We start from the raw sequence: 26,125 nt of genomic DNA, 5'->3' as shown, positions 1-26,125 counted from the left end.
GTTTCCGCTCCAGCGCCGCGTTCGCCATGCACACCGGAGCCGCCCCCATCCCCGTCTGGTCCAGCAACAAACCCCAATACCGGCTCAACCGACACGGCAACCGGCAACTCAACGCCTGCCTCCACCGCATCGCCCTCACCCAACTCGTGCACCACCCACCCGCCCGCACCTACCGCGACCACTGGCTCGAACACCACCCCCACGCCACCCGAAAAGCCGCCATCCGCGCCCTCAAACGCCACCTCTCCGACGTCCTCTACCACGCACTCCACACCGACCACCACCACTTGACATAGAAGCTTCCTGGGCACCGAAGCTCTGCACCTGTTCCTCGGGCATGGTCGAGGGGATCAGCGGCGTCCAGATCGGCCCCGGCGCCACGCTGTTCGCCCGGATTCCCTTCGGACCGAGCATCTGGGCCAGCGCGGCGGTCATGTTGGCGAGCCCCGCCTTGGTCACGTCGTAGGGCAGCAGCTGGGGCGGCGGGTTGTCGGAGTTGACCGAGCTGCTGGCGATGATCGAGGAGCCCGGCGCCATGTGGGGCACCGCCGCCTTCGTCAGGTGGAAGAACGCGCTGAGGTTGAGGGCCAGCGTGTGGTCCCATTCCTCGTCGGGGATGTCTTCGATCCACTCGTGGGTCATCTGGAACGCCGCGTTGCTGACCAGCACGTCGATCCGGCCGAACTCGGCCACCGCGGTGGCGATCACCGACCGGCAGTGCGCGGGTTCGGCCAGGTCACCGGGTACCAGGACGGCCTTGCGCCCGGCCTCCTCGACCCACCGCTGGGTCTCCCGCGCGTCCTCGTGCTCGTCGAGGTAGGAGATGAGCACGTCCGCGCCCTCGCGGGCGTACGCGATCGCCACGGCACGGCCGATACCGCTGTCGGCCCCGGTGATGACGGCCGCTTTCCCGGCCAGCCGCCCGGAGCCGCGGTAGCTGTGCTCCCCGTGGTCGGGCGCGGGATCCATGGCGCCGGTGGCGCCTGGCGGGGTCTGCTGCTGGGGAGGCTGGGACACGGGAACTCCTGTCGTCGGTTCTTCGCCTGTCGCCCCGGTCGGTACCCGCTACCACCGCGCTCACACGGGACACGCGCGTGCGTCGGGTACACTGATCACGCGGCCCGTCCAGTTCTGCCTCGGGCCGCATTTCCGTTGTCGGCTACCACGCGCCGCGGTCACCAGGTCCGCGCCGGGCAGGACAACCCTCTACTTACGGAGATCCAGGGCGCCCCGCGTCCACAACGCTTATGACCACACCTACTTTCACCGAACTCGGTCTGTCCGCGACCCTCGTCGACGCGCTGGCCGGGCAAGGCGTCACCAGTCCCTTCCCCATTCAGACCGCCACGCTCCCGCATTCGCTCGCGGGCCGGGACGTCCTGGGCCGCGGCCGCACCGGCTCCGGCAAGACCTACGGTTTCGTGCTGCCTGTGCTGGCCCGGCTCGCCGCCGCCCCGGCGCGGCGCCGGCCCGGCCGCCCGCGGGCCCTGATCCTCGCGCCGACCCGTGAGCTGGCCACCCAGATCGAAGGCTCGATCCTGCCGCTGGCCAGGCCGCTCGGCCTCAAGGTCACCACGATCTTCGGCGGCGTCAGCGCCAACCCGCAGATCTCCCGCCTGCGTGACGGCGTCGACATCGTCGTCGCTTGCCCGGGGCGGCTGGCCGACCACATGCGTTCGGGAGCCATCGGGCTCGACGCCGTCGAGATCACCGTGCTCGACGAGGCCGACCACATGGCTGACCTCGGTTTCCTGCCCGAAGTCCGTCGCATCATGGCGGCCACTCCCGCGCGCGGGCAGCGGCTGCTGTTCTCCGCGACCCTCGACGCGGGGGTCGACGTGCTGGTCAAGCGGTTCATGAACAACCCGGCCACGCACAGCGTGGACTCGGCGCAGTCGCCGGTGTCGACCATGGCGCACCACGTGCTGCACCTGGAGGAGAGCCACCGGCTGCCGGTGCTGGTCGACCTCACCGCCGCGGCGGGCCGGACGCTGGTGTTCACCCGGACGAAGCACCGTGCGAAGCAGTTGACGCGCAAACTGGTCGCCTCCGGCGTGCCGGCGGTCGAACTGCACGGCAACCTCGGGCAGGCGGCGCGGACGCGCAATCTGGCGGCGTTCTCGTCCGGAGCGGCGAGGACGCTGGTGGCGACCGACATCGCGGCCCGCGGAATTCACGTCGACGACGTCACGCTCGTCATCCACGCGGATCCGCCGGTCGAGCACAAGGCGTACCTGCACCGGTCCGGCCGCACGGCGCGGGCCGGGGCGGCCGGCACGGTGGTCACGCTGATGACCGACGAGCAGGTCGCCGACGTCCGCGACCTGACCCGCAAGGCGGGGATCAAGCCCACCACGACGCGGCTCGGTCCCGGTCATCCGCTGCTGTCCGAGCTGGCGCCGGGGGAGCGGTCGTTCACCGCGCCGCCGTCGCGGCCGGCCGCGGACACGCGGCCGAAGAAGGTGTCCGCGAAGGGTGGTGCGGCGCGGTCGCGTGCGGAGGACCGCTCGTCCGGGTCGGGCCGCGGCGGGGCCGGGAGTGCCCGTGGCGCGCGGCGTGGTGCCGTAGCCGGACGGCCGGGGCGGTCCCGGGCCGGCCAAGACCACGGTGGCCCGTCCGCTGGTGAGGGCCGCCGCTCGGCCGAACCCGCCGGACGTCGCGAGGGCGCCGGGAAGTCCGGCCAGGCTCGTCGTGGTGCCGCCGAGTCCCGTCAGCGCAGTTCCGGTGGCGTGAAGTCCGGGTCCGGCCGGGACTCCTCCGGTGGCGTTCCTGCCCGAACCGGCGGTGTCGCCGCCTTCTCGGCCGGTGCGCGCGCTGGTTCCCGCCGCTCGCGCTGACCCTCGTCGGCCGCGGCGCCACGGGCACGCCCGTACCCGGCCCCGCACGGCGGCCACGTGGGGCGGCTCTTCGCCGCGACCGACCGCGATGGTGTCCGCCTTCGGCGCGGTTACGCCCCGAGCTCGGTGGGAGTGCGGCGGAAGCTGGTCGGCGACATGCCGTACTCGCGGCGGAAGGCGCTGGAAAAGGCGAACTCGCTCGAATACCCGGTCCGGCGGGCGATCGTCGCGAGGGTGGCGTCGGTTTCCCGGAGCAGCCGGGCGCCGTGCCCCAGCCGGCAGCTGATCAGGTAAGCCATCGGCGGCCGGCCCACCTCCGCGGTGAAGCGCCGGGTGAACGCCGTCCGCGACATCCCCGCGGCCTCGCTGAGCCCGCCGACGGTCCACGACCGCCCCGGGTCCTCGTGCACCATCCGCAGGACGCCGCCGATCACCGGGTCCTCGGTCTTCGGCCAGCGGGCCGTGGCGTCGTGCTGGTCGTGCCACTGCCTCAGCGTCTGGACGACGATCAGGTCCAGCAGCGCGGGCAACGTCGCCCCGGTGCCCAGCCCCTTCCCGGACGTGTCCACGCGGAGGAGTTCGGCCAGTGCGAGCAGGCCGGGAAGCCGGTCGGCGTCCGGCGAGACCACGATGAGATCGGGCAACGCGCGGAGGTACTGCGGGACCTGGCCGTGGTCGAGCCGGTAGGCGCCGCACAGGAACTCGAAGTCGAACGGCCCCGGCGCCGGCGGGAACGGGCCCAGCTCCAACGGGGGCAGGTCCTGCAGTGCGGCCGGGGCGTGGCTGAGCCCGTGCGCGGCACCGGAGGAGGTGAGCACGACGTCTCCCGGCTTCAGCGCGACCGGCTCCTGGTCCTCGGTGATCAGCCAGCACGAGCCGTGCAGGACGAAGTGGAACCCGCTGCCGGCGAACGCGGGGAACCGCAGCCCCCAGGCACCTGACTGCCGGATCACGCGGCTGCCCACAGCGCCGGTCCGCATGCCGCGGAGCCCCTCGCTCATCAGGTCCATGCGGCCGATGCTAGCGAGCAGCCGCACAAGCGCGCATGGACCGGTGCCGCGCGCGCATGGTCCCGGTGCGGCTTCCGGTGCTTGGCTGGCGCCGTGATCGATGACTCCCCGAAGGACGAAACCAGCGAGATCCTGCGTGCGCACGCGGAAAAGGCGGAACAGTACGACCGGCCCGCGACGGAAAGCCTTGGCGCACTGCGCAAGGACGGCGTCTTCGCGCTGCGCACACCGCGGGCCTACGGAGGCGAGTGGGCGGGCGCGGAGACCATTGGGCGCCGCCTGGCCGGTCTCGGCCGCGCGTGCCCATCCACGGCGTGGATCGCGGGGGCCTGCGTGACCGCGAAGAACCTCGTTGTCGGCTCTTTTCCCGGCTCGCGGTCGGACGAGTTCTTCGCCGACCCGGACGCCCTCTTCTGCGGCTCGGGTGTGCCCGCCGGACAGGGCGTGCGGGTGGCCGAAGGCGTGCGGATCACGGGCCGCTGGCCGAACGTGTCGGGGTGCGAGGACGCGGCCTGGGCCGTGCTCGCCCTCGCGGTGGAAGGCACGTTGTCCTTCACCGTCGTGCCGGTCGCCGACCTGACCGTCGACCGGACGTGGCACATGGCGGGCATGCGCGGCACCGGCAGCCACAGCCTGGTCGCCGACGATCTGCTGGTGCCCGCGCGGCGCGTGGCCGCCGCATCCGCCTTCGCCGCCCAGGACCTGCTGCTGTACTCGATCACGGTGCTCGGTCCGGTGGTCGGCGCCGCCAGGGGCGCGCTCGACGCGACCGCGGCGATGTTCGCCTCGGACCGCAAACCGTTCATGTCCACCTACTCCCGGATGGGCGAGTCACCCGGTGCCCGGCACTGGCTGGCGGAGGCCGCGCACCTGGTGAACCGCGCCGAGAACACCATGCTCACGGTCGCCAGGGCGGCGGAGTCCGCCGGGCTGTCCGGCGCCGCCAGCGCCCGCCTGCACATGGAGCTCGCCGACGCCGGCCGCGACTGCCGGTCCGCCGTCGAGCGCATGCTCGACCTGCACGGCGCGAGCGGCTTCGCCACCGGGAACGTGCTCCAGCGGTACTGGCGCGACGTCGCCGTGGGCAGCCGCCACCCCCACCTGAACCCGTACCTCGCGGTGGAAAGGTTCGGCACGGCCCTGGTTTCCCCCGAGAACACGGACTGAAGGCAGGACGGGCACTGCGGTGAAGGGCGCCGAGGCGGCGTGCGGGTGTGCTTCGGCAACCCCGGCACGTCCGAGATGCATTTCGTGGCGGCCTTGGACGGGGTCGCGCGCTCCGTGTCCGCGTGGCTTTACCGCCCGGCGGACTTCGGCGAACTCAGCCGTGACGTCGCGACGGCCATTGCCGCGACGCGGGGCTTCGGCGACGACCGGTGTCTCCGGTGCGGTCGCGACGGTCGTCGTCGGGGCCGACCTTTCCTGGTCGGACGGCGCGGAACCCGCTGCCGCGGTGCCGCTTTGCCGGCCGGAGACCGGTCGCCGAAGTGGCGGGCGCAGCGGGTCTCCGACCACCGGTTGACGCCGACGGTGTGGGCCAGGCGCAGGTTGTGAGCGACGCCGAAGACCCGGTCGTGCCGGTAGCCGAGGTCCTTGACCTCGAGGTCGTCCCCGGCGGCGAGCACGGCCGCGCCGGCGGGCGCCAGGAAACAGTGGATGGGTGTGGTGTCGATCTGGAATCGCCTGGTCGAAGGGTGCGGTGCGGGTGATCTTTCGAATCCGCGCTACACCGGCACGCCACGTGTGGAACAGGCGGCGGAAGGAGGAAGTCCTCATCGACGTGGACGACGTGGGCTCGGTCACGAAGCCCGGATGCGCTGCAACGGGCGGGACAAGCTGCCCGCGGTGACGCGGGAACGGAACCGCACACGACACCGATATGTGTTGCGTGGTCTGGTGCGCGGCGGGCAGCAGAGCCGGGAGGTGTTGTTCTACGGCTCGCCGTGTGGTGGAGAAGCGCGACCAGGCGCTGGTGCGCCATCGAGCGGCCTTGGAATCGGGGGCGGACCCGCAGCTGCCGACCCGCTGGATGGTTGAGACGCAGGTCCGGCGCGCGGAGACACTTCCGAAGACGCGTCCGGGTGTGCAGTCGTCACGGCTGTCCCGGTGTGCGATCCGGCAGCTCGTCACAGGCCTGAACGATATCCGCCAAGTCTTGACCCTTGTGGACCCAGACGACAAGGCAGAGGTCTACCCATCGGGGCCTGTAGCTGCTGGTGGGTGCCCCTGCCGCCGATCCCGTGCCCGGCGTTGAGCACGAGGCCCGCGCGACGCCCCAGGCGCCGGCGAAGGGACCGGCGCGTTCACCTATGACCCCGCCGACCCCGGTACCGACCACCGGCGGCGCCTTGCTGATGTCGAACGAGTTCCCGCCCGGCCCGCTCGACCAGGCCCGCGGCGAGGCCAGACCCGACGTACTCGTCTACACCACTGACGCGCTCTCCCAGGACCTCGAAGTCACCGGCCCGATCCGCGCCCACCTCACGGCGAAGACCGACGCGCCGGCCACCGCATCCGGGTGCACGTCACCTCCAGCAACTTCCCGCGCTGGGACCGCGACCTCAACACCGGGGAACCCATCGACCAGGCCAGGGACTGGCGCCGGGCCAGGCAGGAGATCGCGCACGACGCGGACCGCCCTTCGCGGATCGTGCTCCCCGTGATCCCCGCCGCGCGACCGGGTTCGTAGCCAGCCGTTCCCGCTCGCAGGTCTGCGCGCCCGTCTGGTGCGCCTGCGGTCAATACCCCTTCAGCGCGAGGCAACGGTGCCGCCCCGCCGCCGGGCGAAACTACCGGGACGGGAGCGCGACGAAGGGAGTTCAACGGTGAACCAGACCCGGAACGTGGTGGCCCCGGCTCGCACATCGGGCCGGACGGTGGGGTGGGCGAGCTTCATCGGCACCAGCGTCGAGTGGTACGACTACCACGTCTACTCGATCGCCTCGGCGCTGGTGATCGGCAAGCTGTTCTTCCCCGCTTTCTCGTCGCTGGCGGGGACGCTCGCCGCGTTCGCGACCTTCGCCGTCGGGTTCGTCGCCCGGCCGGTCGGCGGGATCCTCGCCGGGCACCTCGGTGACCGGATCGGGCGCAAACGCGTCCTGCTCGCCACGCTGATCACGATGGGCGCCTCCACCACGCTGATCGGCCTCCTGCCGACCTACGACACGATCGGCCCCGCCGCGCCGGTGCTCCTGGTGCTGCTGCGCCTGGTCCAGGGGATCAGCGCGGGCGGCGAATGGGGCGGCGCCTCGCTGATGGCCGTCGAGCACGCGCCACCGGCCAAACGCGGGCTGTTCGGCAACTTCACCCAGCTCGGCACACCCGCCGGCATGTTCCTGGCGAACGTCGTGCTGCTGAGCACCACGTTCGCGCTGCCGGACGAGGCGTTCCGCTCGTGGGGCTGGCGCATCCCGTTCCTGCTGAGCTTCGTGATGGTCCTGGTCGGGTACTTCATCCGCCGGCGCGCCGAGGAGAGCCCGGTGTTCCGCGAACTCCAGCAGGCGAAGGAAACCCTCTCGGTGCCGCTCGCAGAACTGTTCCGCCACCACAAGAAGCGCATCCTCATCGCCGTCGGCACGTTCGTGGGCAACAACGCGTGCGGGTACATCTTCCTGACGTTCGTCACCGCGTACGGCACGAGCGCGCTCGGCCTGTCCCGCAACTTCCTGCTCGACGTGCTGCTCGTCGGCTGCGTGTCCTGGTTCGGCAGCATGATCTTCTTCGCGTGGCTGTCCGACCGCGTCGGGCGGCGGCCGGTCTACCTCGGCGGGTACGCCGGGATCATCGTGTGGGCCGTGCCGTTCTTCGCGCTGCTCAACACGGCGAACCCGGGGCTGGTGATCCTCGCCGTGGTGGTGCTGACGTTCGGCCTCGCCGCGACCTACGGGCCGCAGGCCGCGTTGTTCGCCGAGTTCTTCCCCGCCGCGGTGCGGATGAGCGGCAGCTCCGTCTCCTACGCCGTCGGCGCGTGCCTCGCGGGCGGGTTCTCCCCGCTGATCGCGACCGCGCTGTGGGGCGCGTCGGGCACGGTGTTCGCCGTGTCCGCCTTCATGATCGCTTTCTGCCTCGTCAGCGTGCTGGCCGTGCACGCGCTGCGCTGGTACTCCTCGACGCTGCCCGAGGCCGACGGCAGCCACCGCCGACTGTGACCCTCATCGGAAAGGGAGGAAAAGCATGATCCGGGACGAGCACTTCGAACTCGGCCGCGAGCTCCGCAGGCGGATGTTCGGGCGGGCCGGGGCCGACGACCAGATCGAGTCGACCACCGAGCTCGACGACAAGCTGCAGGACATCGTCACCCGCCACGTGTTCGGGGACATCTGGCAGCGGCCCGAACTCGACGTGCGCACCAGGAGCATGATCACCCTGGCCATGCTCGTCGCGCTCGGGCGCGCCCACGAGATCCGCATCCACCTGCGCGGCGCGCTGGCCAACGGCGTGACGCCGGAGGAGATCCGCGAGATCATGCTGCACTCGACCATCTACTGTGGACTGCCCGCCGGGGTCGACGGCATACTGGCCGCCGGCGAGGTCTTCGCGGAGCAGGGCGTGGACACCGGGAGCGCGGCATGACCCGCGTGGCGTTCATCGGCCTCGGCACGATGGGCGAACCGATGTCCCGCAACGTGGCGAAGGCCGGTTTCCCGTTGCTGCTGCACGACGTCGACCGCGCCCGCGCGGAGCGGCTCGCCGCCGAGTACGGGGCGAGCGTGGCGACCGCGGTGAGCGACTTCGCCGAGATGGACTGCGTGGTCACCATGCTGCCGACGAGCGCGCTGGTCGCCAGTGCGCTGACCGGGGACTGGCCGGACGGCGGGTCCGTCGCCGGGGCGCTGCCCGAGGGCGCGGTGGTGATCGACATGAGTTCGTCGAACCCGCTGGAAACCAAGGTGCTGTCGGAAAAACTGGCCGGGCACGGCGTCCGGCTCGTCGACGCGCCGGTTTCCGGGGCCGTGGAGCGGGCTCGGGCCGGGACGCTGTCGATCATGCTCGGCGCTGACGACGAGGACGCCGTCGCCGTGGCGGTCCCGGTGATCGAGGCGATGAGCGAGCGGATCTTCCGCACCGGCCGCGTGGGCACGGGCCACACGATGAAGGCGCTCAACAACTACGTCGCCGCGGCCGCCTACACCGCGGCGTCGGAGGCGTTGCTCGCCGGGCAGCGGCAGGGGCTCGACCCGCAGCTGATGGTGGACATCCTCAACGCCTCGACCGGGCAGAGCTTCGTGACCACGCATGTGCTGGGCCCGCACGTCGTGCAGGGCCGGCACGCGTCCGGGTTCGCGCTGCCGCTGATGACGAAGGACGTGGGCATCGCCAAGGAGGTCACGCACGCGGCCCTCGGCGAGGCGCCGGTGTGCGACGCCGTGCACGGCAGGCTCGCCGACGCGCTGGAGGCGCTGGGCAACGTGGACCACACGCTCGCCTTCGAGCACTGGAAGCGGCGCGCGGAGTAGCCGCCGCGACGGCCGCCGTCCGAAGTGGACGGCGGCCGTCGTCATGCCGACAGGTCGCGGTACCGCGCGGGTGGCACGCCGTAGCGCGCCTTGAAGGCACGGCTGAAGTGGGCCGGGTCGCCGAAGCCCCAGCGCCGCCCCACCGCGCCCACGGGCTCGCCGGCCCGCAGCGGGTCGGCGAGTTCGCGGCGGCAGCGTTCGAGCCGCCGGCTCCGGATCCAGCCGGTCACGGTGTCTCCCCGGTCGCTGAACAGGTTCTGCAGGTACCGCGGGGAAACGTAGTGGGCCTGGGCGATGCGGCCCAGTGAGAGACCGGGGTCGGACAGGTTCGCCTCGATCCAGTCGAGCACGTCCGCCAGGGTCGGGACCCGGTCCCGGCGCACGCGGTGGTGCCCGCCCTCCAGCACGTCCGTGAGCAGGGTCGTGACGAGGTCGAGCGCGTTGTGGGCGAACCGCAGCGCCTGCGCCTGCGGCAGGTCGAGCACGGTGTCGGCGAGCGTGCGGAGGAACGGGACGACGAGCCGCCCCGAGGGGCTGCTGCCGTCGATCCGCACGGCCGTCACCTCGCGCAGACTTCCGGTGCCGAGCCCGATCGCGCTGCGGGGGAAGGCGAACACCAGGCAGCGGATCGTGTCGTCGAAGGCGAGCGTGTACGGCCTCGCCGTGTCGTACACCGCGACGTCGCCCGGGGAAAGGACCGCCTGGCGGCCGTCCTGCACGATGAGACCGCCACCATCGAGCTGCACGCTGAGCTTGAGCAGGGCCGGGTCGTCCGGCGAGATCTGCGACGAGGCGCGGATGACGCGGTGCGAGTCGGCGGTGATCTCCGAGACCGAGACGTCCCGCAGCACGCGCTCGCGCAGCGTGCCGGTGAACGCCGCGCCGTGCTCGCTGACCAGCCGCACCGGGACGAACCGGTGCCCGAGCATGCGTTTCCACTCGTCGAACCCGGACGCGTGCCGGACCCCGTCCTGGCTCGTCCCGCTTCCCGTCGGCAGCGTTGCACCGTCCACGACCCGCTCCTTCGCGACGTGACCCTCATCCTTCACGATCTCATATACGATCTGGAACCGGAAGACCCGTGTCCCGCACCTGGTCCACGGCCGCCGCGATCATCGCCTTCGCGCGGTCGGTGAGGCGGACGTCCCGGGGCCACGCCATCCGGACGCCCACCCCGGGCACCTCCGGGGTGATCGTTCGCGGCACCACCGGCAGGCCCTCGTAGGACCGGTCCACCGCCGGGCGCTGGACCAGCACCGCGTAGCCGAACCCGCGAGCGACGAGTGACCGGGTCAGTTCGAAGTCGGACGTGCGCTGGGCGATGCGCGGGGTCAGCCCGGCGCGCTCGAACAGCGACAACGTGTGCTGTGCCGCGGGCGGCAGGTCGAGCAGGATCATCGGCTCGGCGGCCAGTTCCGCCAGCGTCACGGCGTCCCGTGCGGCCAGCGCGTGGTCCGGGGGCAGCAGTGCATACGCCGGGGTGGTGGTGAGCAGCACCGAGTCGAGCCCGGGTGGCAGCGCCATGTCGTAGACGACCGCGAGGTCCAGCTTGCCCTCCAGCAGGAGGTGGGGCAGCTCGGCCTGGCTGCCCTCGGCGAACGTCAGCCGCACGCGCGGGTGGTGCACCGCGAACCACTCCAGCAAACCGGGCACGATCGTCGGGGAGATCGTGACGTAGCAGCCCAGCACGAGCGGGCCCGACAACTCCCGCCCGCCACTGGGGGCGGCCAGCTCCAGCTCGTCGGCGGTGTGCAGCAGCTCCGCCGCCCTGGCGCGGACGAACGAACCGGTCGGCGTGAGGCTGACGCCGTGGGCCTTGCGGCGCACCAGCAACTGGGTGCCGAAGATCCGCTCCAGCTCGGTCAGCGCGGCGGCCACGGCGGTCGGGGACACGTGCAACCGTTGTGCCGCCCGGGAAATCGAGCCGACCTCGGCGACCGTCACGAGGTACTCGAGCTGCCGCAAGGTGTAGTGCGCCATTGCACACCTCACTAGTGGAAGTTGCGAAGTTCTTTGAACTTTACCTGCGCTGTCCGCCGCGAACACACTCTAGGCGAACGCGGGAGCCAGCGGCGGTCCCCGCGAGGAGGGACAAGTCGACGATGACCGTGGAGCTGACCGGCGCGCGTCCGGTACCCGTGGCCGACTGGGTCACCATCGCGGACCTCTACCGCGACCCCTATCCCATCTACCAGCGGCTCCGGCCCGAGTCTCCGGTGCACTGGGTGCCCGCCGTGAACCGCTACCTCGTGGTCCGCTACGCCGCGTGCCACGAGATCGAACAGGACCAGGAACGGTTTTCCGCCAACGAAACCGGCTCGCTGATGAAGCGCGCGATGGGCCACAGCATGCTGCGCAAGGACGACCCCGAGCACGACGTCGAGCGCCGGTCCTACGGCGGGGTGCTGCGGCCCAAGGCGATCAAGCAGCACTGGCAGGCGGTGTTCGAGGAGAACGCGGAGACCTACCTGCGGCGGTTCCTCGACGCCGGGCCGGGCGCCGACCTGATCGAGCACTTCGCCGCCCCGTACGCGGCCGAGAACCTCCGCCGCATCCTCGGCTTCCGCAACGCCACCCAGGAGGACCTGCAGCGCTGGTCGCAGACCCTGATCGACGGCACCGGCAACTACGGCGACGACCCGGAGGTGTGGGCGAAGGCGGAGCGGTCCTACCGGGAGGTCGACGAGGCGATCGACGAGATGCTGCCCTACCTGCGGGAGCACCCGGACGCGAGCCTGCTGTCGGGGTTGTCGGGGCTGCCGATCCCGCTGGAAGCGGTGCGGGCGAACCTCAAGATGACGATCGGCGGCGGGCTCAACGAACCGCGGGACGCGCTGGGCACCACGGTGTGGGCGCTGCTGCGGCACCCGGACCAGCTCGCCAGCGTCCTCGACGGCGGCCGGTGGTCGGACGCGTTCGAGGAGTCGATCCGGTGGGTCGCGCCGATCAGCATGTACCCGCGCGAAGCCACGGCCGACACCGTGCTCGACGGGGTGCTCGTGCCGCGGGGCGCGCGCCTGGGGGTCGTGGTCGCGGCGGCCAACCGCGATCCGGAGGTGTTCGCCGATCCCGAGTCCTACGACGTCGACCGCCCGCGGCAGCCGCACCTCGCTTTCGGCGGTGGCAACCACTTCTGCGCCGGGGCGTGGGTCGCGCGGGCGTCGGTCGTGGGGGTGGCGTTGCCGAAGTTGTTCGCGGAGCTGCCGGGGCTGCGGCTCGACCCGGACGCCCCGGCGGTCGCCGGCGGCTGGGTGTTCCGCGGGATGCTGCGCCTGCCCGTGCGGTGGGGCTGAAAGGGGAGTTGCGATGCCGAAGGTGACCTACCACCAGCTCGCCGGGGACCCGGACGTGCTGGAGGTGCCCGCGGGCACCAACCTGATGCGAGCCGCCGTGACGAACGGCGTGCGCGGGATCGTGGGGGAGTGCGGCGGCCAGGCGATGTGCGCGACGTGCCACGTCTACGTGCGTGAGCCCTACCTCGGCCGGCTGCCGGAGATCGGCGAGGACGAGGAGGAGATGCTGGAGTGCACCGCTGCGCCGCGCGACGAGCGGCGCAGCAGGCTGGGCTGCCAGGTGACCGTGGGGGACGGCCTCGAAGAGATCGAGGTCGACGTCCCGGAGACGCAGGTATGACGGCGGTCGTGGTCGTCGGCGCGGGACAGGCCGGGCTGCAGGCCGCCGACGCGCTGCGGGCCGGCGGCTACGGCGGTGAGCTGGTCGTCGTCGGCGAGGAGCCCGACCCGCCGTACCAGCGGCCGCCGCTGTCGAAGGACTACCTCATGGCCGAGACGGACCCGTTGCCCTTGCGGGGCCCGGCCTTCTTTGAAGGGATCACGTACGCCGGCGGTGCCCGGGTACTGGCCGTGGACCGCCGGAGACGGGAGGTCGAACTGGACGACGGCCGCCGGATCGGGTATTCGGCGCTCGTGCTCGCCACGGGAGCGGTGAACCGGACGCTCCCCGGAGCGGACCTCGCCGGGGTGCACGGGCTGCGCACCCTCGCCGACGCCAGGGCGTTGCGCGCCGAGCTGGCGGATGCCCGCTCGGTGGTGGTGGCCGGTGCTGGGTTCATCGGGCTGGAGTTCGCGGCGGCCGCGCGGGCACGGGGGCTGGCGGTGACCGTGCTGGAGGCGGCGGAGCGCCCGCTGGCCCGCGCGGTGTCGCCGGTGATGTCGGACTTCCTCGCCGGGGCGCACCGGTCGGCCGGGGTGGAGCTGCGGCTGGGCGAGGGCGTTTCCGCGCTCGAGGGCAGCGGCGGCCGGGTGCGTGCGGTGGTGGGGACCAGCGGCGCGGTGCTGCCGGCGGACGTGGTGCTCGTCGGCGTCGGGGTCCGCCCGCGGACGGAGCTCGCGGAGGCGGCGGGCCTGGCGGTGGACGACGGTGTGGTGGTGGACGAGTACCTCCGCACGGCCGACCCCGCCGTGTACGCGATCGGTGACTGTGCCCGTTTTCCCTGCCACCACGCGGGAGTCCCGGCACGGCTGGAGTCGGTGCAGAACGCCGCCGACCAGGGGCGGCACGTGGCGAAGGTCCTGCTCGGCACGCCGGAGCCCTACCGCGAGCTGCCGTGGTTCTGGAGCCACCAGGGCCCGGTGCGGCTGCAGATCGCGGGCCTCGCGCAGGCGGCGGACACCGCCCTGGTGAGCGGGGACGTCGCAAGTGGACGGTTCTCGGTGCTGCGCTTCCGGGAGGAGCGGCTGGTCGCGGTGGAATCGGTGAACCGGCCTGCCGACCACCTCGCCGCCCGGCGGCTGCTGGCGGCCGGAGGGGCGCTCAGCCCGGCGGACGCCGCGGCGCCTTCGTTCAGCCTGAAGGAGTTCGAGGCACGGGATCGCGCGGCGGTGGGGTAGTCCCCGGGGCCGCGCCCGAGCGCGATCTCCCCTTCGACCCCGGGCGATTCCGCGCCCTCGCGGCCCGCCGTGCCAAGGGCTCAGTCCGCGGCCGCGCTTTCCCGGCTGTACCGCACGAACGCCTCCGCCCGGCGGGTGAGGTGCGTGTGGCGGGGCCAGCCGAGCACGACCGGCACCTCGCGGCCGGGCAGTTCGGCGATCTCCTTGTGCACCACGCGCAAACCCTCGTAGGTCCGGTCGTTGGGCGGGCGCTGCATGATGATCGCGTATCCCAGCCCCCGGCCGACGAGGGCGCGCGCGGTCTCGCCGTTGCGGGCGCGGTAACGCACGACCGGCGTGATCCCGGCTTCGTGGCACAGCCCCAGCGAGTGGTCCGGGCTCGGCGGTTCCTGCAGCAGCACCATGGGTTCGTCGGCGAGGTCGTGCAGCGCGACCACGGGTTCCCCCGCGAGGCGGTGGTCCGCGGCGAGCATGACGTGCGGGCGCATCCGCGCCAGCTCGACCACCTGGATGTCCGGGGTGAGCGAGACGTCGTAGAGCATGACCAGGTCCAGCTTCCCGGCGAGCAGACGCTGCTGCAGCCCCGTCTGGTCACCCTCCTCGAAGTCGATCGTCACGCCGGGATGCCGGTCCCCGAAGCCCTGCAGCAGTCTCGGCAGGAACACCGGGGCCAGTCCCATGAAACAGCCCACGGACAGCACACCGGACAGCGGGCCGTCCACATTGGCCAGTTCGTGCTCAAGTTCGCGCGCCTGCCGCAGCAGGGTGCGCGCGTGCCGGAGCAATTGCGTGCCCGAGACCGTCAGCGTGACGCCGTGCGCCTTGCGCCGCACGCACAGTTGGACCTTCAGCGCCCGTTCGAGTTCGGTCAGCGCCAGCGAGACCGCCGACGGCGAGACGCGCAGCCGTTCGGAGGCCCGGCTGACCGTGCCCTCCTCGGCGACCGCCACGAAGTAGGCCAGCTGGCGGAGCGAGTAGCCCGGCGGCTTCTGCGGTTTTTCCACGGTACCTCCGCACAACTGTGTGCTTTACCTGTGGTTATGGCCGCTGTCACTGTAAAACACGTGAGTTCATCGGAGAACCGCCCAGCCCCGGCGCTGGCCGGCGTGCGGGTCCTCGACCTGACCCACCAGGTCGCGGGGCCGTCGGCCACGCTGGCACTCGCCTTCCTCGGCGCCGACGTGGTGAAGGTCGTACCACCCGGCGACCGGTCCAGTTACGACGCCACCCCCTTCTACCTCAACAACGCGAGCAAGCGGTCGATCGCGATCGACCTGAAGTCCGAGGCGGGGCACGACCTCGCCCTGCGCCTCGCGGACGCCGCCGACGTGTTCGTCGAGAACTTCAGCCCCGGCGTCGTGGACCGCCTCGGGCTGTCCTACGACGTGCTGAGGGAACGCAACCCCCGCCTCGTCTACGCGCAGATCAAGGGCTTCGCGAGCGACTCGCCGTACGCGAACTTCCCGAGCTTCGACCCGCTCGTGCAGGCCGTGTCCGGTGCCTCCAGCATCACCGGCGACCCCGGCGGGCCGCCCATGAAACCCGGACCGGACGTCGGCGACACGGGGACCGGGATGGTCGCCGCGGTCGGCATCCTCGCCGCCCTCTACCAGCGGATCGCGACGGGGGAGGGGCAGCACCTGGAGCTGGCGATGGCCGACCACGTCGCGACGTTCCTGCGCATCCACTACGGCTGGCCGGTCGAGCGCGACCTCGACACGCCGCGGTTCGGCAACGGGCCGCCGTTCCTGGAGACCACCGCGCCGTCGGACATCTACCCGTGCCCGCCCTTCGGTCCCAACGACTACGTGCAGATCCACTGCGGCAACGACAAGCAGTGGCTGCGCTTCGCCGAGGCGATCGGACGCCCGGAGCTGAAGGACGACCCGCGGTTCGCCACGATGGCCGGCCGCGGTGAGCACAAGGCCGAGATCGACGCGATCGTGACCGAGTGGACGTCCACGAAGGACAAGGTCGAGGCGATGGTGATCCTCGGCGAGGCGGGGGTGCCCGCCGGCGCGGTGCGGACCACCGGGGAGGTGCTGCGTGACCCGGACCTGCGCAAACGGGGGATCTTCGTGCCCGTCGAGCACCCGGTGTACGGCGAGGTGCCGATCCCGGCGTGGCCGGTGCGGATGTCGGGTTCACCGGTCACCGTCACGCCGCCCCCGGAGCCGGGCCGCCACCGGGCCGAGGTGCTGCGGGACTGGCTGGGCGAGGAGGAGGGCTGATGCGCCGTGAGGTCGCGATCGCCGGGATCGGGCAGAGCGAGTTCAGCAAGGCCTCCCCGTACCCGGCGTGGGAGCTGGCGCTGCAGGCCATCCTGGGTGCGCTCGCCGACGCGGGGGTCGAGGGGTCCGAAGTGGACGGTATGTGCCGGTTCGCGCCCCCGTTCGAGCCGGTGAGCGAACCGATGGTGGTGCGGGGGCTGGGAATCCGCGAGCTGTCGTTCTTCGCCGAGTCCCCGCTCGGCGGTGAGGCGCTGGGCGCGGTGATCGCCCACGCCGCCGCGGCGGTGAGCACCGGGCTCGCGAACGTCGTCGTGGTCTACCGGGCGCTCAAGCAGAGCGGTGGCGCCCGGTTCGGGCGGGCCGACCAGGGTCCCGCCGGTTCGGCCGCGACGGGCGAGCACGTGCTCGTGCCCGAGGACGAGAACCGCTCGTTCGCCTGGCCGTACGGCCTGCTGTCGCCCGGCCAGCTGTTCGCACTGTGGGCTGCGCGGTACCAGTACGTCCACGGGCTGCGCGAGGAGGACCTGGCGCGGGCGCTGGGCAGCGTCGCGATCCAGCAACGCCGTTACGCCAACGAGAACCCGGCGGCGCTGATGCGGGACCGCGTGCTGGACTGGGACACCTACCTCGGCGCGCGGATGATCAGCCGCCCGCTGCGGCTGTTCGACCTGTGCCTGGAGAACGACGGCGCCTGCGCGCTCGTGCTCACCTCGGCGCGGCGGGCGCGGGCGCTGCGGGAGGACCCGGTGTACGTGCTGTCGGCGACCCAGACGCTGGCGCCCTACCGCGAGCCGATGGGCCTCTACACCGACGACCTGCTGGAGTCCTTCCCGCCCGCGGCGGCGGAGCGGCTCTACCGCACCGCCGGTGTCGGCCCTCGCGACATCGACTTCGCCGAGCTGTACGACGCGACGTCGTTCATGACGGTGAAGGGCCTGGAGAGCTACGGGTTCGTGCCCGAGGGCAGCGGGTGGAAGCACGTGACCGAGGCCGGGATCGGCCCGGACTCGCCCCTGCCGGTCAACACCCACGGAGGGCACCTGTCCGAGGGCTACCTGCACGGGATGAACGGCGTGACCGAGGCGGTCCGGCAGCTCCGCGGAACCGCCGTGAACCAGCTGCGTGACCCGGAGGTGGCGCTCGTGGGTGCCCCGTCGGGCAGCGCCATGATCCTGAGCAGGTGAGGGCGAAATGGCCATCCTTCCCGTTCCCGGTGAGCTGACCGCGCCCTACTGGGAGCACGCGCGGCGGCACGAGCTGGCGCTCCAGCACTGCCGGTCGTGCGACCGCTCCTGGCACCCGCCGCTGCCGCGCTGCCCGCACTGCCACTCCGCAACCCTGGACTGGCAACGCGTTTCCGGCCGCGGCACCGTCTACAGCGCCACCGTGGTGGAGCACCCCACCCACGCCGCGCTCGCCGATCGCGTCCCGTACGTGGTCGCGCTCGTCGAGCTGGCCGAAGGCCCGCGCGTGGTCGCGAACATCCGCGGCTGCGCGCCGGACGAGGTCCGCATCGGGCAACCGGTGCGCGTGACGTTCGAGGACGTCACGGACGAGATCACCCTTCCGCAGTTCACCGTCGAGCGTTAGCGGAGTCGAAATCATGAGAAAGCGTATTCTCCTGGCCGTGGCCGCCGTGTTCGCGGCCACCGCGTGCGCCAGTGGCGGCGCGTCCGGCGGTTCGGCCGGCTCACCCGTCCTGTTGGCCGCGATGGGGCCGAATTCCGGTCCCGAGTACAACCCCGGTCCCCAGAGCACGCAGAACCAGTACCAGGCGCTGGCCGACGCGTGGAACGCGCTCGGCGGCATCAACGGCCACCCGATCAAGCTGGAGTTCCACGACACCCAGTCCTCGGCGCAGACCGCGGTCACGATCGCGCAGAAGGTCCGTCGCAGCGGCGCGAAGGCGTTCTTCAGCTGCTGTTTCGCCGCCGAGAGCCAGGCGGCCAACACGCCGCTGGAAAACAGCGGGCCGGTCACCTTCAACGCCGCGTCGCCGCTGCCGACCCCGGCGAACAGCTACGTCTTCGACGCGGCCGCCCCCGCCAGCACCGGCTACACGGTCATCCAGAAGTTCCTCGGCCTCAAGCAGTGGAAGCGCGTCGCGCTGATCACCGACACCACGCCCGGCGAGGACGCGGCGCGCGACGCCATCAGCGCCGGGCAGGGCACCTACGGCTACCAGCTGGTGACCAGCCAGATCTTTGACGTGAGCGCGACCTCGGTGGCCACCCAGGTCGCGCAGGTGGCGCAGTCCCAGCCGGACGCGATCGTGCTGTTCTCGACCGGACCCCAGGTGGCGACGGTGTTCTCCGCGCTGCGGGCGGCCAACCTCGCGAACGTGCCGGTGGTCCTCGCCGACGGCGAGCTGAACCGGGCCATCCTGGCCAAGTTCGCGGACTCCTTCCCCGCCGAGGTCTACGCCCCCGCCGCCTACTACCTCGTCGCCCCGGCCGACGTCACCGGCGACAACAAGGCCGTGCTGGACCACTTCCTCAAGGCGCAGGGCTTCGCCGACGGCCAGAACGACAACGTCGCCTCCTACCTGGTGGACGATTTCGGCGTCGTGGTCCACGCCTTGCGCGCACTCGGCCCGGACGCGAGCAACGAGAAGATCCGCGACTACATCCAGAACCTCAAGGGCTACCAGGGCATCGGTGGCACGTACAACTTCTCGCCCGCCGATCACCGCGGCACGGGCGGCGAAGGCTGGGGCGTGGTGCGGATCGAGGGCGGCACCCTCGCCATGAAGCCGGTCACCAACCCCGGCGTGACGGCGCTGGCGGGCTGATCATGGGCGGCTTCCTCGGCATCCTCATCGCCGGTGTCTCAGCCGGCGCGATCTACGCCCTGTGCGCGCTCGGGTTCACGCTCGCGTTCAACTCCTCGGGCGTGCTCAACATGTTCCAGGGCGTGTTCATCGTGCTCGGCGGGCTGCTCACCTACACCGGCGTGCACGACTGGCACCTCGGCGTTCCGCTGGCCGTGCTGTGCGCCGTGCTCGTGGTGACCCTGCTGGCCGCCGTGTGCCAGGTGGTGGTCGTCGCGCCGAACCAGCACCGGCTGTCCCTGCAGAACGTGCTGCTGGTGCTGCTCGGCGGGCTCATCCTCACGCAGGGCGCGGCGACGATGATCTGGGGCCAGTTCGCGTACTCGCTCGACCCCTTCAGCGCGAAGGCGAGCGTCGTCGTCGGCGGGCTCGCGGTGCCGACGCAGGTGCTGTGGATCCTCGGCGCCACCGCCGTGGTGTGCCTGGTGCTGCTGGGCGTGCTGCAGCGCACGAACCTCGGCCGCGGCCTGCGGGCGCTCGCGGAGAACCCGTGGGGCGCCAGGGCTCTCGGCATCAGGGTGGGCAGGCTGTCCCTGCTGAGCTTCGCCGCGACCGGCACGCTGGGCGCGCTGGCCGGGGCGTTCGTCACCCCGTACCTGTCGGTCACCGTCGGCGGCGCGACGAACTTCACCGTCATCGGCATCATCGCGATCTCCCTCGGCGGCTTCGGCTCGTACTTCGGCGCGACCGTCGGCGGGCTGGTGCTGGGGCTGGTGGAGACGTTCGCGACGGCGTACGTATCCTCGCTGTTCGGCCAGTCGGTGATGCTCGTGGCGCTGATCCTGATCCTCGCGGTGCGGCCCGAAGGGCTGCTGAGGGTCGTCCGGCGGGTCCGCGCCGACACCGTGGCGCGGGTCGCGGTGTCCTATGTGGAGCGGGCACCGAAGGCGCTCGGGCGCCCGGTGCTGGCCGCGCTCACGCTGCTGATGGCGCTGCTGCCGCTGTTCGTGCCGGGCGAGGCGGTCTACTACGTCAACATCATCGGCATCACCGCGCTCGCGCTCATCGGGATGGACGTGCTGCTGGGCTACCTCGGGATGCTCAACCTCGGGCAGTCGGCGTTCATGGCCGTCGGCGGGTACACCAGCGCGCTGCTGATGGTGCTGCGCGGCTGGTCCCCGCTGCCCGCACTGCTGGCCGGTGTCCTGGCGGCGGTCGCGGTCGCGGCGGTGTTCTCCCTGGTCACGCGGCGGCTTTCGCCGCACTACCTGGCGATCGTGAGCCTGGCGTTCGCGTTGCTGGCACAGGCGCTGGCCGGGCAGCTGACGGTCACCGGCGGCACCGCCGGGCTCAACGGCATCCCGCCGTTCTCGGTCGGCGGTCTGACCTTCGACACCGACACCGGCTTCTACTACCTGGTGTGGGGCCTGGTCGCGGTGTTCGGCTTCGGCACGCTCCTGGTGGTCCGCGGCCGCACCGGGCGGGTCATGAAGGCCATCGCCTTCGACCCGGGCGCGGCCTCGGCGCTGGGCGCGGACGTCCGCCGCTACCGGCACTGGGCGCTGCTGTACTCGGCGGTGCTCGCCGGACTGGCCGGGGGCCTGTACGCGATGTACTTCCAGTTCCTCGCACCGAGCATGGTCGGGATGAGCCTGTCGTTCACGCTCATCGTGAGCACGGTCGTCGGCGGGTCGGGCACGCTGCTCGGCCCGATCCTCGGCGGCGCGCTGTTCACCTACCTCGCCACCGCCTCGCAGTCCTTCCAGACGTGGGCCACCGTCGCGCAGGGCGGGCTGATCATCCTCGTGCTTTCCCTGGCGCCCGCGGGCCTGCTCGGCAGCGTGCTCAACCTGATCGGCCGCCTGCGGAGGCCCGCTCCCGCACCGGTCGCCGCGCCCGAGGAGGTGCTCAGCCATGCCGCACGGCCTTGAGGTCCGCGGGCTCGCGAAGTCCTACGGCGGGGTGCGCGCGGTCGACGGCGTGTCGTTCGCCGCCGCCGCGGGCCGGATCACGGGGCTCGTCGGCCCGAACGGCGCGGGCAAGACCACCGTGCTGAACCTGCTCACCGGCGTCGACCGGCCCGACGCGGGCGAACTGCTGCTCGACGGCCGCCCCGTGGAAACCCGGCAGCCGCACCGGATCGCCCGCCTCGGCATCGTGCGCACCTTCCAGTCGGCGCGGGTCTTCCCGAACCTCGACGTGCTCGACAACGTGCTCGTCGGCGCCGACTGCGGGCGGCAGCGGGACGGGGCGACCGAGCGGGCGCGCGAGCTGCTCGACGTGTTCGGGCTGGGCGCTCGAGCCCGGGACCGCGCGGCGGACCTGTCGTCGGGCGCGCAGAAGATCCTCGAACTGGCGCGGCTGCTGCTGGCCCGGCCCAAGGTGATCCTGCTCGACGAACCCGCCGCCGGGCTGTCCGAGCACGAGACGCAGCGGCTGGCCGACACGCTCGTCGCGGCCCGCGACGCCGGCCTGACCGTGCTGCTCGTCGAGCACAACCTGCGGCTGGTGATGGGGGTCTGCGAGCGCATCGTCGTGCTCGACGCGGGCAAGGTCATCGCGACGGGATCACCGGAGCAGGTGCAGGCCGACGCGGCCGTCCGTCAGGCGTACCTGGGAGGTCAGCGTGTTGCGGGCTGAAGGCGTCTGCGCCGGTTACGGCACGGGCGACGTGCTCACCGGGATCGACGTCATCGTCGAGCCGGGCACCGTCACGGCACTCGTCGGGGCGAACGGCGCGGGCAAGACCACGCTGCTCAAGACGCTCACCGGGCTGCTGCGGCCCCGGCGGGGCCGGGTCGTCGCCGACGGCCGCGACGTGACGGAGCTGAGCTGCTCCGCCCGGGTGCGGGGCCCGCGGATCGTGATGGTGCCCGAGGGACGGCAGATCTTCGGCAGTCTCAGCGTCGAGGAGAACCTCGCGCTGGGCGCGTGGACCGGCCGCGACGGGAGCAACTGGGACCTGGTGTGGGAGCTGTTCCCCGCGCTCACCGAGGTCCGCGCCCGCCCCGCCGGGCTGCTTTCCGGCGGGCAGCAGCAGATGGTCGCGCTCGGCCGGGGCCTGCTGGCCGCGCCGCGGTACCTGCTGCTCGACGAGCCGTCGCTCGGGCTGGCCCCGCTGGTCGTCGACTCGATCTTCGAGCGCATCCGGCTGCTCGCCGGCACCGGGATCGGCGTGCTGGTGGTGGAGCAGAACGCGACCGTCGCACTCGCGGCGGCCGAACGGGGTTACGTGGTCGAAGGCGGGCGCATCGCCGATGAGGGCACGGACCTGCTGGACAAGCCGGAACTGGTGGCGCGGTTCTTCGGCACGCGGGGCGTCATCCGCGGCAGGGCCGCCGGACTGGGAGGACAACTGTGGAGACGATGACGATCGGCGGCCGCGCCGTCGAAGGCGCGGGCACGTTCGGGGTCGAGAACCCCGCGACGGGACGGGTGTTCGCCCAGGCGCCCGAGTGCTCGCCGGAGCAACTCGACGAGGCGCTGCGCGCGGCGTCGGACGCGTTCCCGGCCTGGCGGTCGGACGAGGGCGCGCGGCGTGATCTGCTGCGGGCGGCGGCGAAGCGCGTCGAGGACGCGGCTGACGAGCTGGCCGCGCTGATCACCGCCGAACAGGGCAAACCGCTCGCCGACGCCCGCCTGGAGGTCCAGGGCACCGTCGCGGGCCTGCGGTTCGTCGCGGACCTCGAGGTGCCGCGCGAGGTGCTGGCCGACGACGACCAGGCGCGCGTCGAACTGCTGCACCAGCCGTTCGGGGTGGTCGCGGCGATCACCCCGTGGAACTTCCCGGTCGCGATCGCGGGGCTCAAGCTCGGGCCGGCACTGCTGACCGGCAACACGGTGGTGCTCAAGCCCTCCCCGTTCACGCCACTGTCCACTTTGCACCTCGGCGGGGTGCTGCGGGACGTGCTGCCGCCGGGGGTGCTCAACGTCGTCAGCGGCAGCGACCCGCTCGGCGCGCGCCTGACCGCGCACCCGGTGCCGCGCAAGATCTCCTTCACCGGTTCGGTCGCCACGGGCCGGAAGGTCGCGGCGGCCGCGGCGGACGACCTCAAGCGCGTGACGCTCGAGCTCGGCGGCAACGACGCGGCGATCCTGCTCGACGACTTCGACGTGGACGCGCTGGCCGACCGGCTGTTCTGGGGCGCGTTCCTCAACTCCGGGCAGGTGTGCGCCGCCATCAAACGGGTCTACGTGCCCCGCCGCCTGCACGACGTGGTGGTGGACGCCCTCGCGGACCGGGCGCGCTCGGTCGTGGTGGGGGACGGCACCGCCGAAGGGACCCGGCTCGGCCCGCTCACCACTCGCCCGCAGTTCGAACGCGTGTCGGAACTGGTCGCGGACGCGCTCGCCCGCGGCGCGACCGCGGTGACCGGAGGCGGCCCGCTGGACCGCGAGGGCTACTTCTTCCAGCCCACGATCCTGCGCGACATCGACGACGGGGTCCGGCTGGTCGACGAGGAGCAGTTCGGCCCGGCGCTGCCGGTGCTCGCCTACGACGACGTCGAGGACGCGATCCGCCGGGCCAATGCGACGCACTACGGCCTCGACGGGTCGGTGTGGAGCGCCGACCCGGAACGGGCCGCCGCGGTCGCGGAACGGCTGGAATGCGGCACGGCGTGGCTCAACACCCACGCGCTGCCGCACCCCGCGGTGCCGTTCGGCGGCTGGAAGCACAGCGGGCTCGGCGTCGAATCGGGCGTGCCGGGGCTGCTCGCGTTCACCGAGTCCAAGGTGCTGTACCGGGTGAAGGGATAGGACATGCTGTCAGGGAAGGTCGCGCTGATCACCGGCGCCGCGCGCGGGCAGGGCCGTTCGCACGCGGTGCGGCTGGCGCAGGAGGGCGCCGACGTCATCGCCGTCGACGCGCTCACCACGCCGCCGTGGATGACCTACGAGCAGGCCGGCGCCGACGACCTCGCCGAGACCGTGCGGCTGGTGGAGAAGGAGGGCCGCCGCATCGTCGCGCGGCAGGCCGACGTCCGGGACTTCGCCGCCCTGGACGCGGCCGTCGCCGAAGGGGCCGCGGAACTCGGCGGGGTGGACATCGTGTGCGCCAACGCGGGGATCTTCCCGCCGGGCGCGCTGACCTGGGAGATCGACCCGGGGCAGTGGCGGGACGTCGTGGACGTCAACCTCACCGGGGTGTTCCACACGGTCAAGGCGGCGATCCCGCACCTGCTCGAACGGGGGCCGGGCGGGTCGATCGTGCTCACCAGCTCCGGGGCCGCGCTCATCTCCGGTTCGCACTTCGCCGACTACTCGGCGGCGAAGGCGGCGCTGCTCAGCCTGAACCGGACGCTCGCCTACGAGCTCGCCCCGCACTCCATCCGCTGCAACGCGATCTGCCCGACGTCGGTGGACACACCGATGATCCACAACGACAACCTGTACCGGATGCTGCGCCCGGACCTGGCCGCGCCGGGGCGGGAGGACATCAAGGCGCCGTTCCAGGAGAAGAACCTGCTGCCGGTGCCGTGGATCGAGCCGGGCGACGTGAGCAACGCCGTCGTCTGGCTCGCGTCGGAGCAGGCGCGGTACATCACGGGCGTGACGTTGCCGGTGGACGCCGGCAACGCGCTGAAATGCTGAGGTGAGCATGCGTACGCGAGCGGCAGTGCTGTGGGAGGCCAGGACCGACTGGAAGGTGGAGACGATCGACCTGGACCCGCCGCGGGCGGGTGAGGTGCTGGTGCGGATCGTCGCCGCCGGGATGTGCCACTCCGAGGACCACCACGCGACGGGGGACGTCCCGTTCACCGCGCCGATGATCGGCGGGCACGAGGGGGCCGGCGTCGTCGAGGAGACCGGGCCGGGGGTGACGTCGGTGGCGCCGGGGGACCACGTCGTGTTCTCGTCGCTGCCCAGCTGCGGGCGGTGCCCGTCGTGCTCGGTGGGCCGGCACAACCTGTGCGACCTGGTGATGCACATCGGCGCGGGGCGGCAGCTGTCCGACCACACGGCACGTCACCACCTCGGCGGCGAGGACCTGGCGATCAACTGCTTCCTCGGCGCGTTCGCCGAGCACACCGTGGTCAACGAGATGTCACTGATCAAAGTGGACAGTTCGCTGCCGCTGGAGAAGCTGTGCGTCCTCAGCTGCGGGGTGCCGACCGGCTGGGGGAGCGCGGTGTACGCGGGCGAGGCGAAGCTCGGGGACGATGTGGCGGTGGTCGGCGTCGGCGGGCTGGGCTCGGCCGCGGTGCAGGGCGCCAGGAACGCCGGCGCGCGGCGGATCTTCGCGATCGATCCGGTGGAGTGGAAGCGTGAGAAGGCGCTCGGCTTCGGAGCGACCCACACCGCCGCGGGTGTGGCGGAGGCGTTCGACGTGATCCAGGACGTCACGTGGGGCCGGATGTGCGACGTGGTGGTGCTGACCATGGGCGTCGGCCGCGGTGGGCTGATGGCGGACGTGATGAGGCTGGCGGCCAAGCGCGGCCGGGTGGTGGTGACGAACATCCACCCGGCCGACGAGATCGACGTCAGGCTGAGCATGAATGATTTGATCCAGATGGAGAAGCGGATCGTCGGCGCGATCTTCGGCTCGGTCAACGCCCGGCGCGACATCCCGGCGCTGATCGAGTCCTACCGCGACGGCCGCCTCGACCTCGATGGGATGATCACCCGGGAGTACCCGCTCGACGAGATCAACCAGGGCTACCGCGACCTGCGTGCGGGCCGCAACATCCGCGGAGTGCTGCGAATGGGGTGACGCCGCCTTGGCCCTGGGCGGCGGGGCTGCGAAATGTCGCTCGGGTTGTGAAGATGCGCCCTTGAGGTCCTCCTTCGCGGGCGTCGACCTGTGTTTGCCACTCGCTTCAGCCAGTACTGCGCCATGCCGCCACATTCCAGCGCGGCTCGCGATCTCGTCGCCCGGCGGCTCCCGCGGCCAGGGCAAGTGCTGGAAGGCCGACCTTGACGGGCCGTGAGGTCCCGTGCTCTAGTCATGTAACTAGCTACTGTAACTAGTT

At 72.0% G+C, this 26,125-nt stretch carries 25 protein-coding genes and 2 pseudogenes; 21 read left to right on the top strand and 6 right to left on the bottom strand.

What is annotated here, in order from left to right:
- Positions 1-26 precede the first annotated feature (26 nt).
- On the top strand, positions 27-296 hold the full coding sequence (locus BMZ92_RS38760; protein WP_425425786.1) for a transposase: 270 nt from the start codon (positions 27-29) through the stop codon (positions 294-296).
- Here the strand turns inward: BMZ92_RS38760 and BMZ92_RS04045 are convergent.
- The gene (locus BMZ92_RS04045; RefSeq protein WP_177228526.1) at positions 232-1,017 is read right to left on the bottom strand and encodes an SDR family oxidoreductase; all 786 of its coding nucleotides are present in this window, start codon (positions 1,015-1,017) and stop codon (positions 232-234) included. The genes BMZ92_RS38760 and BMZ92_RS04045 overlap by 65 nt on opposite strands.
- Positions 1,018-1,247: 230 nt before the next feature.
- On the opposite strand from BMZ92_RS04045, the gene BMZ92_RS04040 reads away from it, so the two are divergent.
- Positions 1,248-2,837: a DEAD/DEAH box helicase gene (locus BMZ92_RS04040; RefSeq protein ID WP_091504254.1), complete on the top strand. Its 1,590-nt coding sequence runs from the start codon at positions 1,248-1,250 to the stop codon at positions 2,835-2,837.
- Between the two features lie 110 nt (positions 2,838-2,947).
- Here BMZ92_RS04040 and BMZ92_RS04035 read toward each other — a convergent pair whose 3' ends face one another.
- Positions 2,948-3,847 (bottom strand): AraC family transcriptional regulator, encoded by a 900-nt coding sequence (locus BMZ92_RS04035; RefSeq protein WP_091504359.1) that lies wholly within the window; start codon positions 3,845-3,847, stop codon positions 2,948-2,950.
- Positions 3,848-3,940: 93 nt separating this feature from the next.
- Between BMZ92_RS04035 and BMZ92_RS04030 the strand changes: the two genes are divergently transcribed.
- On the top strand, positions 3,941-5,014 hold the full coding sequence (locus BMZ92_RS04030; protein ID WP_245782870.1) for an acyl-CoA dehydrogenase family protein: 1,074 nt from the start codon (positions 3,941-3,943) through the stop codon (positions 5,012-5,014).
- A 311-nt stretch (positions 5,015-5,325) separates the two neighbouring features.
- Here the strand turns inward: BMZ92_RS04030 and BMZ92_RS38755 are convergent.
- Positions 5,326-5,514: pseudogene (locus tag BMZ92_RS38755) on the bottom strand (replication-relaxation family protein); the annotation flags it as partial.
- A gap of 642 nt (positions 5,515-6,156) precedes the next feature.
- Between BMZ92_RS38755 and BMZ92_RS37990 the strand changes: the two are divergent.
- From BMZ92_RS37990 to BMZ92_RS04005, 5 genes and pseudogenes are all read left to right on the top strand, one after another.
- Positions 6,157-6,303: pseudogene (locus tag BMZ92_RS37990) on the top strand (hypothetical protein); the annotation flags it as partial.
- A gap of 62 nt (positions 6,304-6,365) precedes the next feature.
- Complete coding sequence (locus BMZ92_RS37985; protein ID WP_245782869.1) at positions 6,366-6,536, top strand: hypothetical protein; 171 nt, start codon at positions 6,366-6,368, stop codon at positions 6,534-6,536.
- Positions 6,537-6,672: 136 nt separating this feature from the next.
- Positions 6,673-7,995 (top strand): MFS transporter, encoded by a 1,323-nt coding sequence (locus BMZ92_RS04015; protein ID WP_245782868.1) that lies wholly within the window; start codon positions 6,673-6,675, stop codon positions 7,993-7,995.
- A gap of 25 nt (positions 7,996-8,020) precedes the next feature.
- Positions 8,021-8,419, top strand: a complete 399-nt coding sequence (locus tag BMZ92_RS04010; RefSeq protein ID WP_218153381.1) for a carboxymuconolactone decarboxylase family protein — start codon at positions 8,021-8,023, stop codon at positions 8,417-8,419.
- Positions 8,416-9,303 carry an NAD(P)-dependent oxidoreductase gene (locus BMZ92_RS04005; RefSeq protein ID WP_091504251.1) on the top strand — a complete coding sequence of 296 codons (888 nt, stop codon included), beginning with the start codon at positions 8,416-8,418 and terminating at the stop codon, positions 9,301-9,303. The genes BMZ92_RS04010 and BMZ92_RS04005 overlap by 4 nt, the downstream gene beginning before the upstream one ends.
- Before the next feature lie 41 nt (positions 9,304-9,344).
- Here the strand turns inward: BMZ92_RS04005 and BMZ92_RS04000 are convergent, their stop codons facing one another.
- The gene (locus BMZ92_RS04000; protein ID WP_143249786.1) at positions 9,345-10,316 is read right to left on the bottom strand and encodes an AraC-like ligand-binding domain-containing protein; all 972 of its coding nucleotides are present in this window, start codon (positions 10,314-10,316) and stop codon (positions 9,345-9,347) included.
- A 40-nt stretch (positions 10,317-10,356) separates the two neighbouring features.
- Positions 10,357-11,283 carry a LysR family transcriptional regulator gene (locus BMZ92_RS03995; RefSeq protein WP_091504249.1) on the bottom strand — a complete coding sequence of 309 codons (927 nt, stop codon included), beginning with the start codon at positions 11,281-11,283 and terminating at the stop codon, positions 10,357-10,359.
- Between the two features lie 122 nt (positions 11,284-11,405).
- Between BMZ92_RS03995 and BMZ92_RS03990 the strand changes: the two genes are divergently transcribed.
- The 3 genes from BMZ92_RS03990 to BMZ92_RS03980 are packed head-to-tail and all read left to right on the top strand — an operon-like array spanning position 11,406 to position 14,153.
- Complete coding sequence (locus BMZ92_RS03990) at positions 11,406-12,596, top strand: cytochrome P450 (protein ID WP_091504248.1); 1,191 nt, start codon at positions 11,406-11,408, stop codon at positions 12,594-12,596.
- Positions 12,597-12,609: 13 nt separating this feature from the next.
- A complete protein-coding gene (locus tag BMZ92_RS03985; protein WP_091504247.1) occupies positions 12,610-12,936 on the top strand; it encodes a 2Fe-2S iron-sulfur cluster-binding protein in 327 nt (108 codons plus the stop codon).
- On the top strand, positions 12,933-14,153 hold the full coding sequence (locus tag BMZ92_RS03980) for an NAD(P)/FAD-dependent oxidoreductase (protein ID WP_091504246.1): 1,221 nt from the start codon (positions 12,933-12,935) through the stop codon (positions 14,151-14,153). The genes BMZ92_RS03985 and BMZ92_RS03980 overlap by 4 nt, the downstream gene beginning before the upstream one ends.
- An 80-nt stretch (positions 14,154-14,233) precedes the next feature.
- Here the strand turns inward: BMZ92_RS03980 and BMZ92_RS03975 are convergent, their stop codons facing one another.
- On the bottom strand, positions 14,234-15,157 hold the full coding sequence (locus tag BMZ92_RS03975) for a LysR family transcriptional regulator (protein WP_091504245.1): 924 nt from the start codon (positions 15,155-15,157) through the stop codon (positions 14,234-14,236).
- A gap of 60 nt (positions 15,158-15,217) precedes the next feature.
- Between BMZ92_RS03975 and BMZ92_RS03970 the strand changes: the two genes are divergently transcribed.
- The 10 genes from BMZ92_RS03970 to BMZ92_RS03925 are packed head-to-tail and all read left to right on the top strand — an operon-like array spanning position 15,218 to position 25,866.
- On the top strand, positions 15,218-16,384 hold the full coding sequence (locus BMZ92_RS03970; RefSeq protein ID WP_177228525.1) for a CaiB/BaiF CoA transferase family protein: 1,167 nt from the start codon (positions 15,218-15,220) through the stop codon (positions 16,382-16,384).
- The gene (locus tag BMZ92_RS03965) at positions 16,384-17,568 is read left to right on the top strand and encodes a thiolase C-terminal domain-containing protein (RefSeq protein WP_091504243.1); all 1,185 of its coding nucleotides are present in this window, start codon (positions 16,384-16,386) and stop codon (positions 17,566-17,568) included. The genes BMZ92_RS03970 and BMZ92_RS03965 overlap by 1 nt, the downstream gene beginning before the upstream one ends.
- 7 nt (positions 17,569-17,575) lie before the next feature.
- Positions 17,576-17,974, top strand: a complete 399-nt coding sequence (locus tag BMZ92_RS03960) for a Zn-ribbon domain-containing OB-fold protein (protein WP_091504242.1) — start codon at positions 17,576-17,578, stop codon at positions 17,972-17,974.
- 13 nt (positions 17,975-17,987) lie between these two features.
- Positions 17,988-19,175 carry an ABC transporter substrate-binding protein gene (locus BMZ92_RS03955; RefSeq protein WP_091504241.1) on the top strand — a complete coding sequence of 396 codons (1,188 nt, stop codon included), beginning with the start codon at positions 17,988-17,990 and terminating at the stop codon, positions 19,173-19,175.
- A 2-nt stretch (positions 19,176-19,177) separates the two neighbouring features.
- Positions 19,178-21,085, top strand: coding sequence for an ABC transporter permease (locus BMZ92_RS03950; protein WP_091504240.1), 1,908 nt, complete (start codon positions 19,178-19,180; stop codon positions 21,083-21,085).
- The gene (locus BMZ92_RS03945) at positions 21,069-21,794 is read left to right on the top strand and encodes an ABC transporter ATP-binding protein (RefSeq protein ID WP_091504239.1); all 726 of its coding nucleotides are present in this window, start codon (positions 21,069-21,071) and stop codon (positions 21,792-21,794) included. Before BMZ92_RS03950 ends, BMZ92_RS03945 begins: the two co-directional genes overlap by 17 nt.
- Positions 21,781-22,524: an ABC transporter ATP-binding protein gene (locus tag BMZ92_RS03940; protein WP_091504238.1), complete on the top strand. Its 744-nt coding sequence runs from the start codon at positions 21,781-21,783 to the stop codon at positions 22,522-22,524. The genes BMZ92_RS03945 and BMZ92_RS03940 overlap by 14 nt, the downstream gene beginning before the upstream one ends.
- On the top strand, positions 22,521-23,912 hold the full coding sequence (locus BMZ92_RS03935; RefSeq protein WP_091504356.1) for an aldehyde dehydrogenase family protein: 1,392 nt from the start codon (positions 22,521-22,523) through the stop codon (positions 23,910-23,912). Before BMZ92_RS03940 ends, BMZ92_RS03935 begins: the two co-directional genes overlap by 4 nt.
- A 3-nt stretch (positions 23,913-23,915) precedes the next feature.
- Entirely contained in the window at positions 23,916-24,746 is an 831-nt protein-coding gene (locus tag BMZ92_RS03930) for a mycofactocin-coupled SDR family oxidoreductase (RefSeq protein ID WP_091504237.1), read from the top strand.
- Positions 24,747-24,753: 7 nt separating this feature from the next.
- Positions 24,754-25,866 carry an NDMA-dependent alcohol dehydrogenase gene (locus tag BMZ92_RS03925; protein ID WP_091504355.1) on the top strand — a complete coding sequence of 371 codons (1,113 nt, stop codon included), beginning with the start codon at positions 24,754-24,756 and terminating at the stop codon, positions 25,864-25,866.
- Positions 25,867-26,125 lie beyond the last annotated feature (259 nt).

It is taken from the genome of Amycolatopsis sacchari (genome assembly GCF_900114035.1).
GTDB classification, from domain to species: domain Bacteria; phylum Actinomycetota; class Actinomycetes; order Mycobacteriales; family Pseudonocardiaceae; genus Amycolatopsis_E; species Amycolatopsis_E sacchari.
Note: the sequence above shows the minus strand (reverse complement) of the source record. Positions and strands in the feature narration are given on the sequence as shown.

Coding starts and splice junctions, on each gene's coding strand:
- BMZ92_RS38760 (WP_425425786.1), top strand. CDS start 27: ATGCACACCGGAGCCGCCCCCATCCCCGTCTGGTCCAGCAACAAACCC.
- BMZ92_RS04040 (WP_091504254.1), top strand. CDS start 1,248: ATGACCACACCTACTTTCACCGAACTCGGTCTGTCCGCGACCCTCGTC.
- BMZ92_RS04035 (WP_091504359.1), bottom strand. CDS start 3,847: ATGGACCTGATGAGCGAGGGGCTCCGCGGCATGCGGACCGGCGCTGTG.
- BMZ92_RS04010 (WP_218153381.1), top strand. CDS start 8,021: ATGATCCGGGACGAGCACTTCGAACTCGGCCGCGAGCTCCGCAGGCGG.
- BMZ92_RS04005 (WP_091504251.1), top strand. CDS start 8,416: ATGACCCGCGTGGCGTTCATCGGCCTCGGCACGATGGGCGAACCGATG.
- BMZ92_RS03995 (WP_091504249.1), bottom strand. CDS start 11,283: ATGGCGCACTACACCTTGCGGCAGCTCGAGTACCTCGTGACGGTCGCC.
- BMZ92_RS03990 (WP_091504248.1), top strand. CDS start 11,406: ATGACCGTGGAGCTGACCGGCGCGCGTCCGGTACCCGTGGCCGACTGG.
- BMZ92_RS03985 (WP_091504247.1), top strand. CDS start 12,610: ATGCCGAAGGTGACCTACCACCAGCTCGCCGGGGACCCGGACGTGCTG.
- BMZ92_RS03980 (WP_091504246.1), top strand. CDS start 12,933: ATGACGGCGGTCGTGGTCGTCGGCGCGGGACAGGCCGGGCTGCAGGCC.
- BMZ92_RS03965 (WP_091504243.1), top strand. CDS start 16,384: ATGCGCCGTGAGGTCGCGATCGCCGGGATCGGGCAGAGCGAGTTCAGC.
- BMZ92_RS03960 (WP_091504242.1), top strand. CDS start 17,576: ATGGCCATCCTTCCCGTTCCCGGTGAGCTGACCGCGCCCTACTGGGAG.
- BMZ92_RS03955 (WP_091504241.1), top strand. CDS start 17,988: ATGAGAAAGCGTATTCTCCTGGCCGTGGCCGCCGTGTTCGCGGCCACC.
- BMZ92_RS03950 (WP_091504240.1), top strand. CDS start 19,178: ATGGGCGGCTTCCTCGGCATCCTCATCGCCGGTGTCTCAGCCGGCGCG.
- BMZ92_RS03945 (WP_091504239.1), top strand. CDS start 21,069: ATGCCGCACGGCCTTGAGGTCCGCGGGCTCGCGAAGTCCTACGGCGGG.
- BMZ92_RS03935 (WP_091504356.1), top strand. CDS start 22,521: ATGACGATCGGCGGCCGCGCCGTCGAAGGCGCGGGCACGTTCGGGGTC.
- BMZ92_RS03930 (WP_091504237.1), top strand. CDS start 23,916: ATGCTGTCAGGGAAGGTCGCGCTGATCACCGGCGCCGCGCGCGGGCAG.
- BMZ92_RS03925 (WP_091504355.1), top strand. CDS start 24,754: ATGCGTACGCGAGCGGCAGTGCTGTGGGAGGCCAGGACCGACTGGAAG.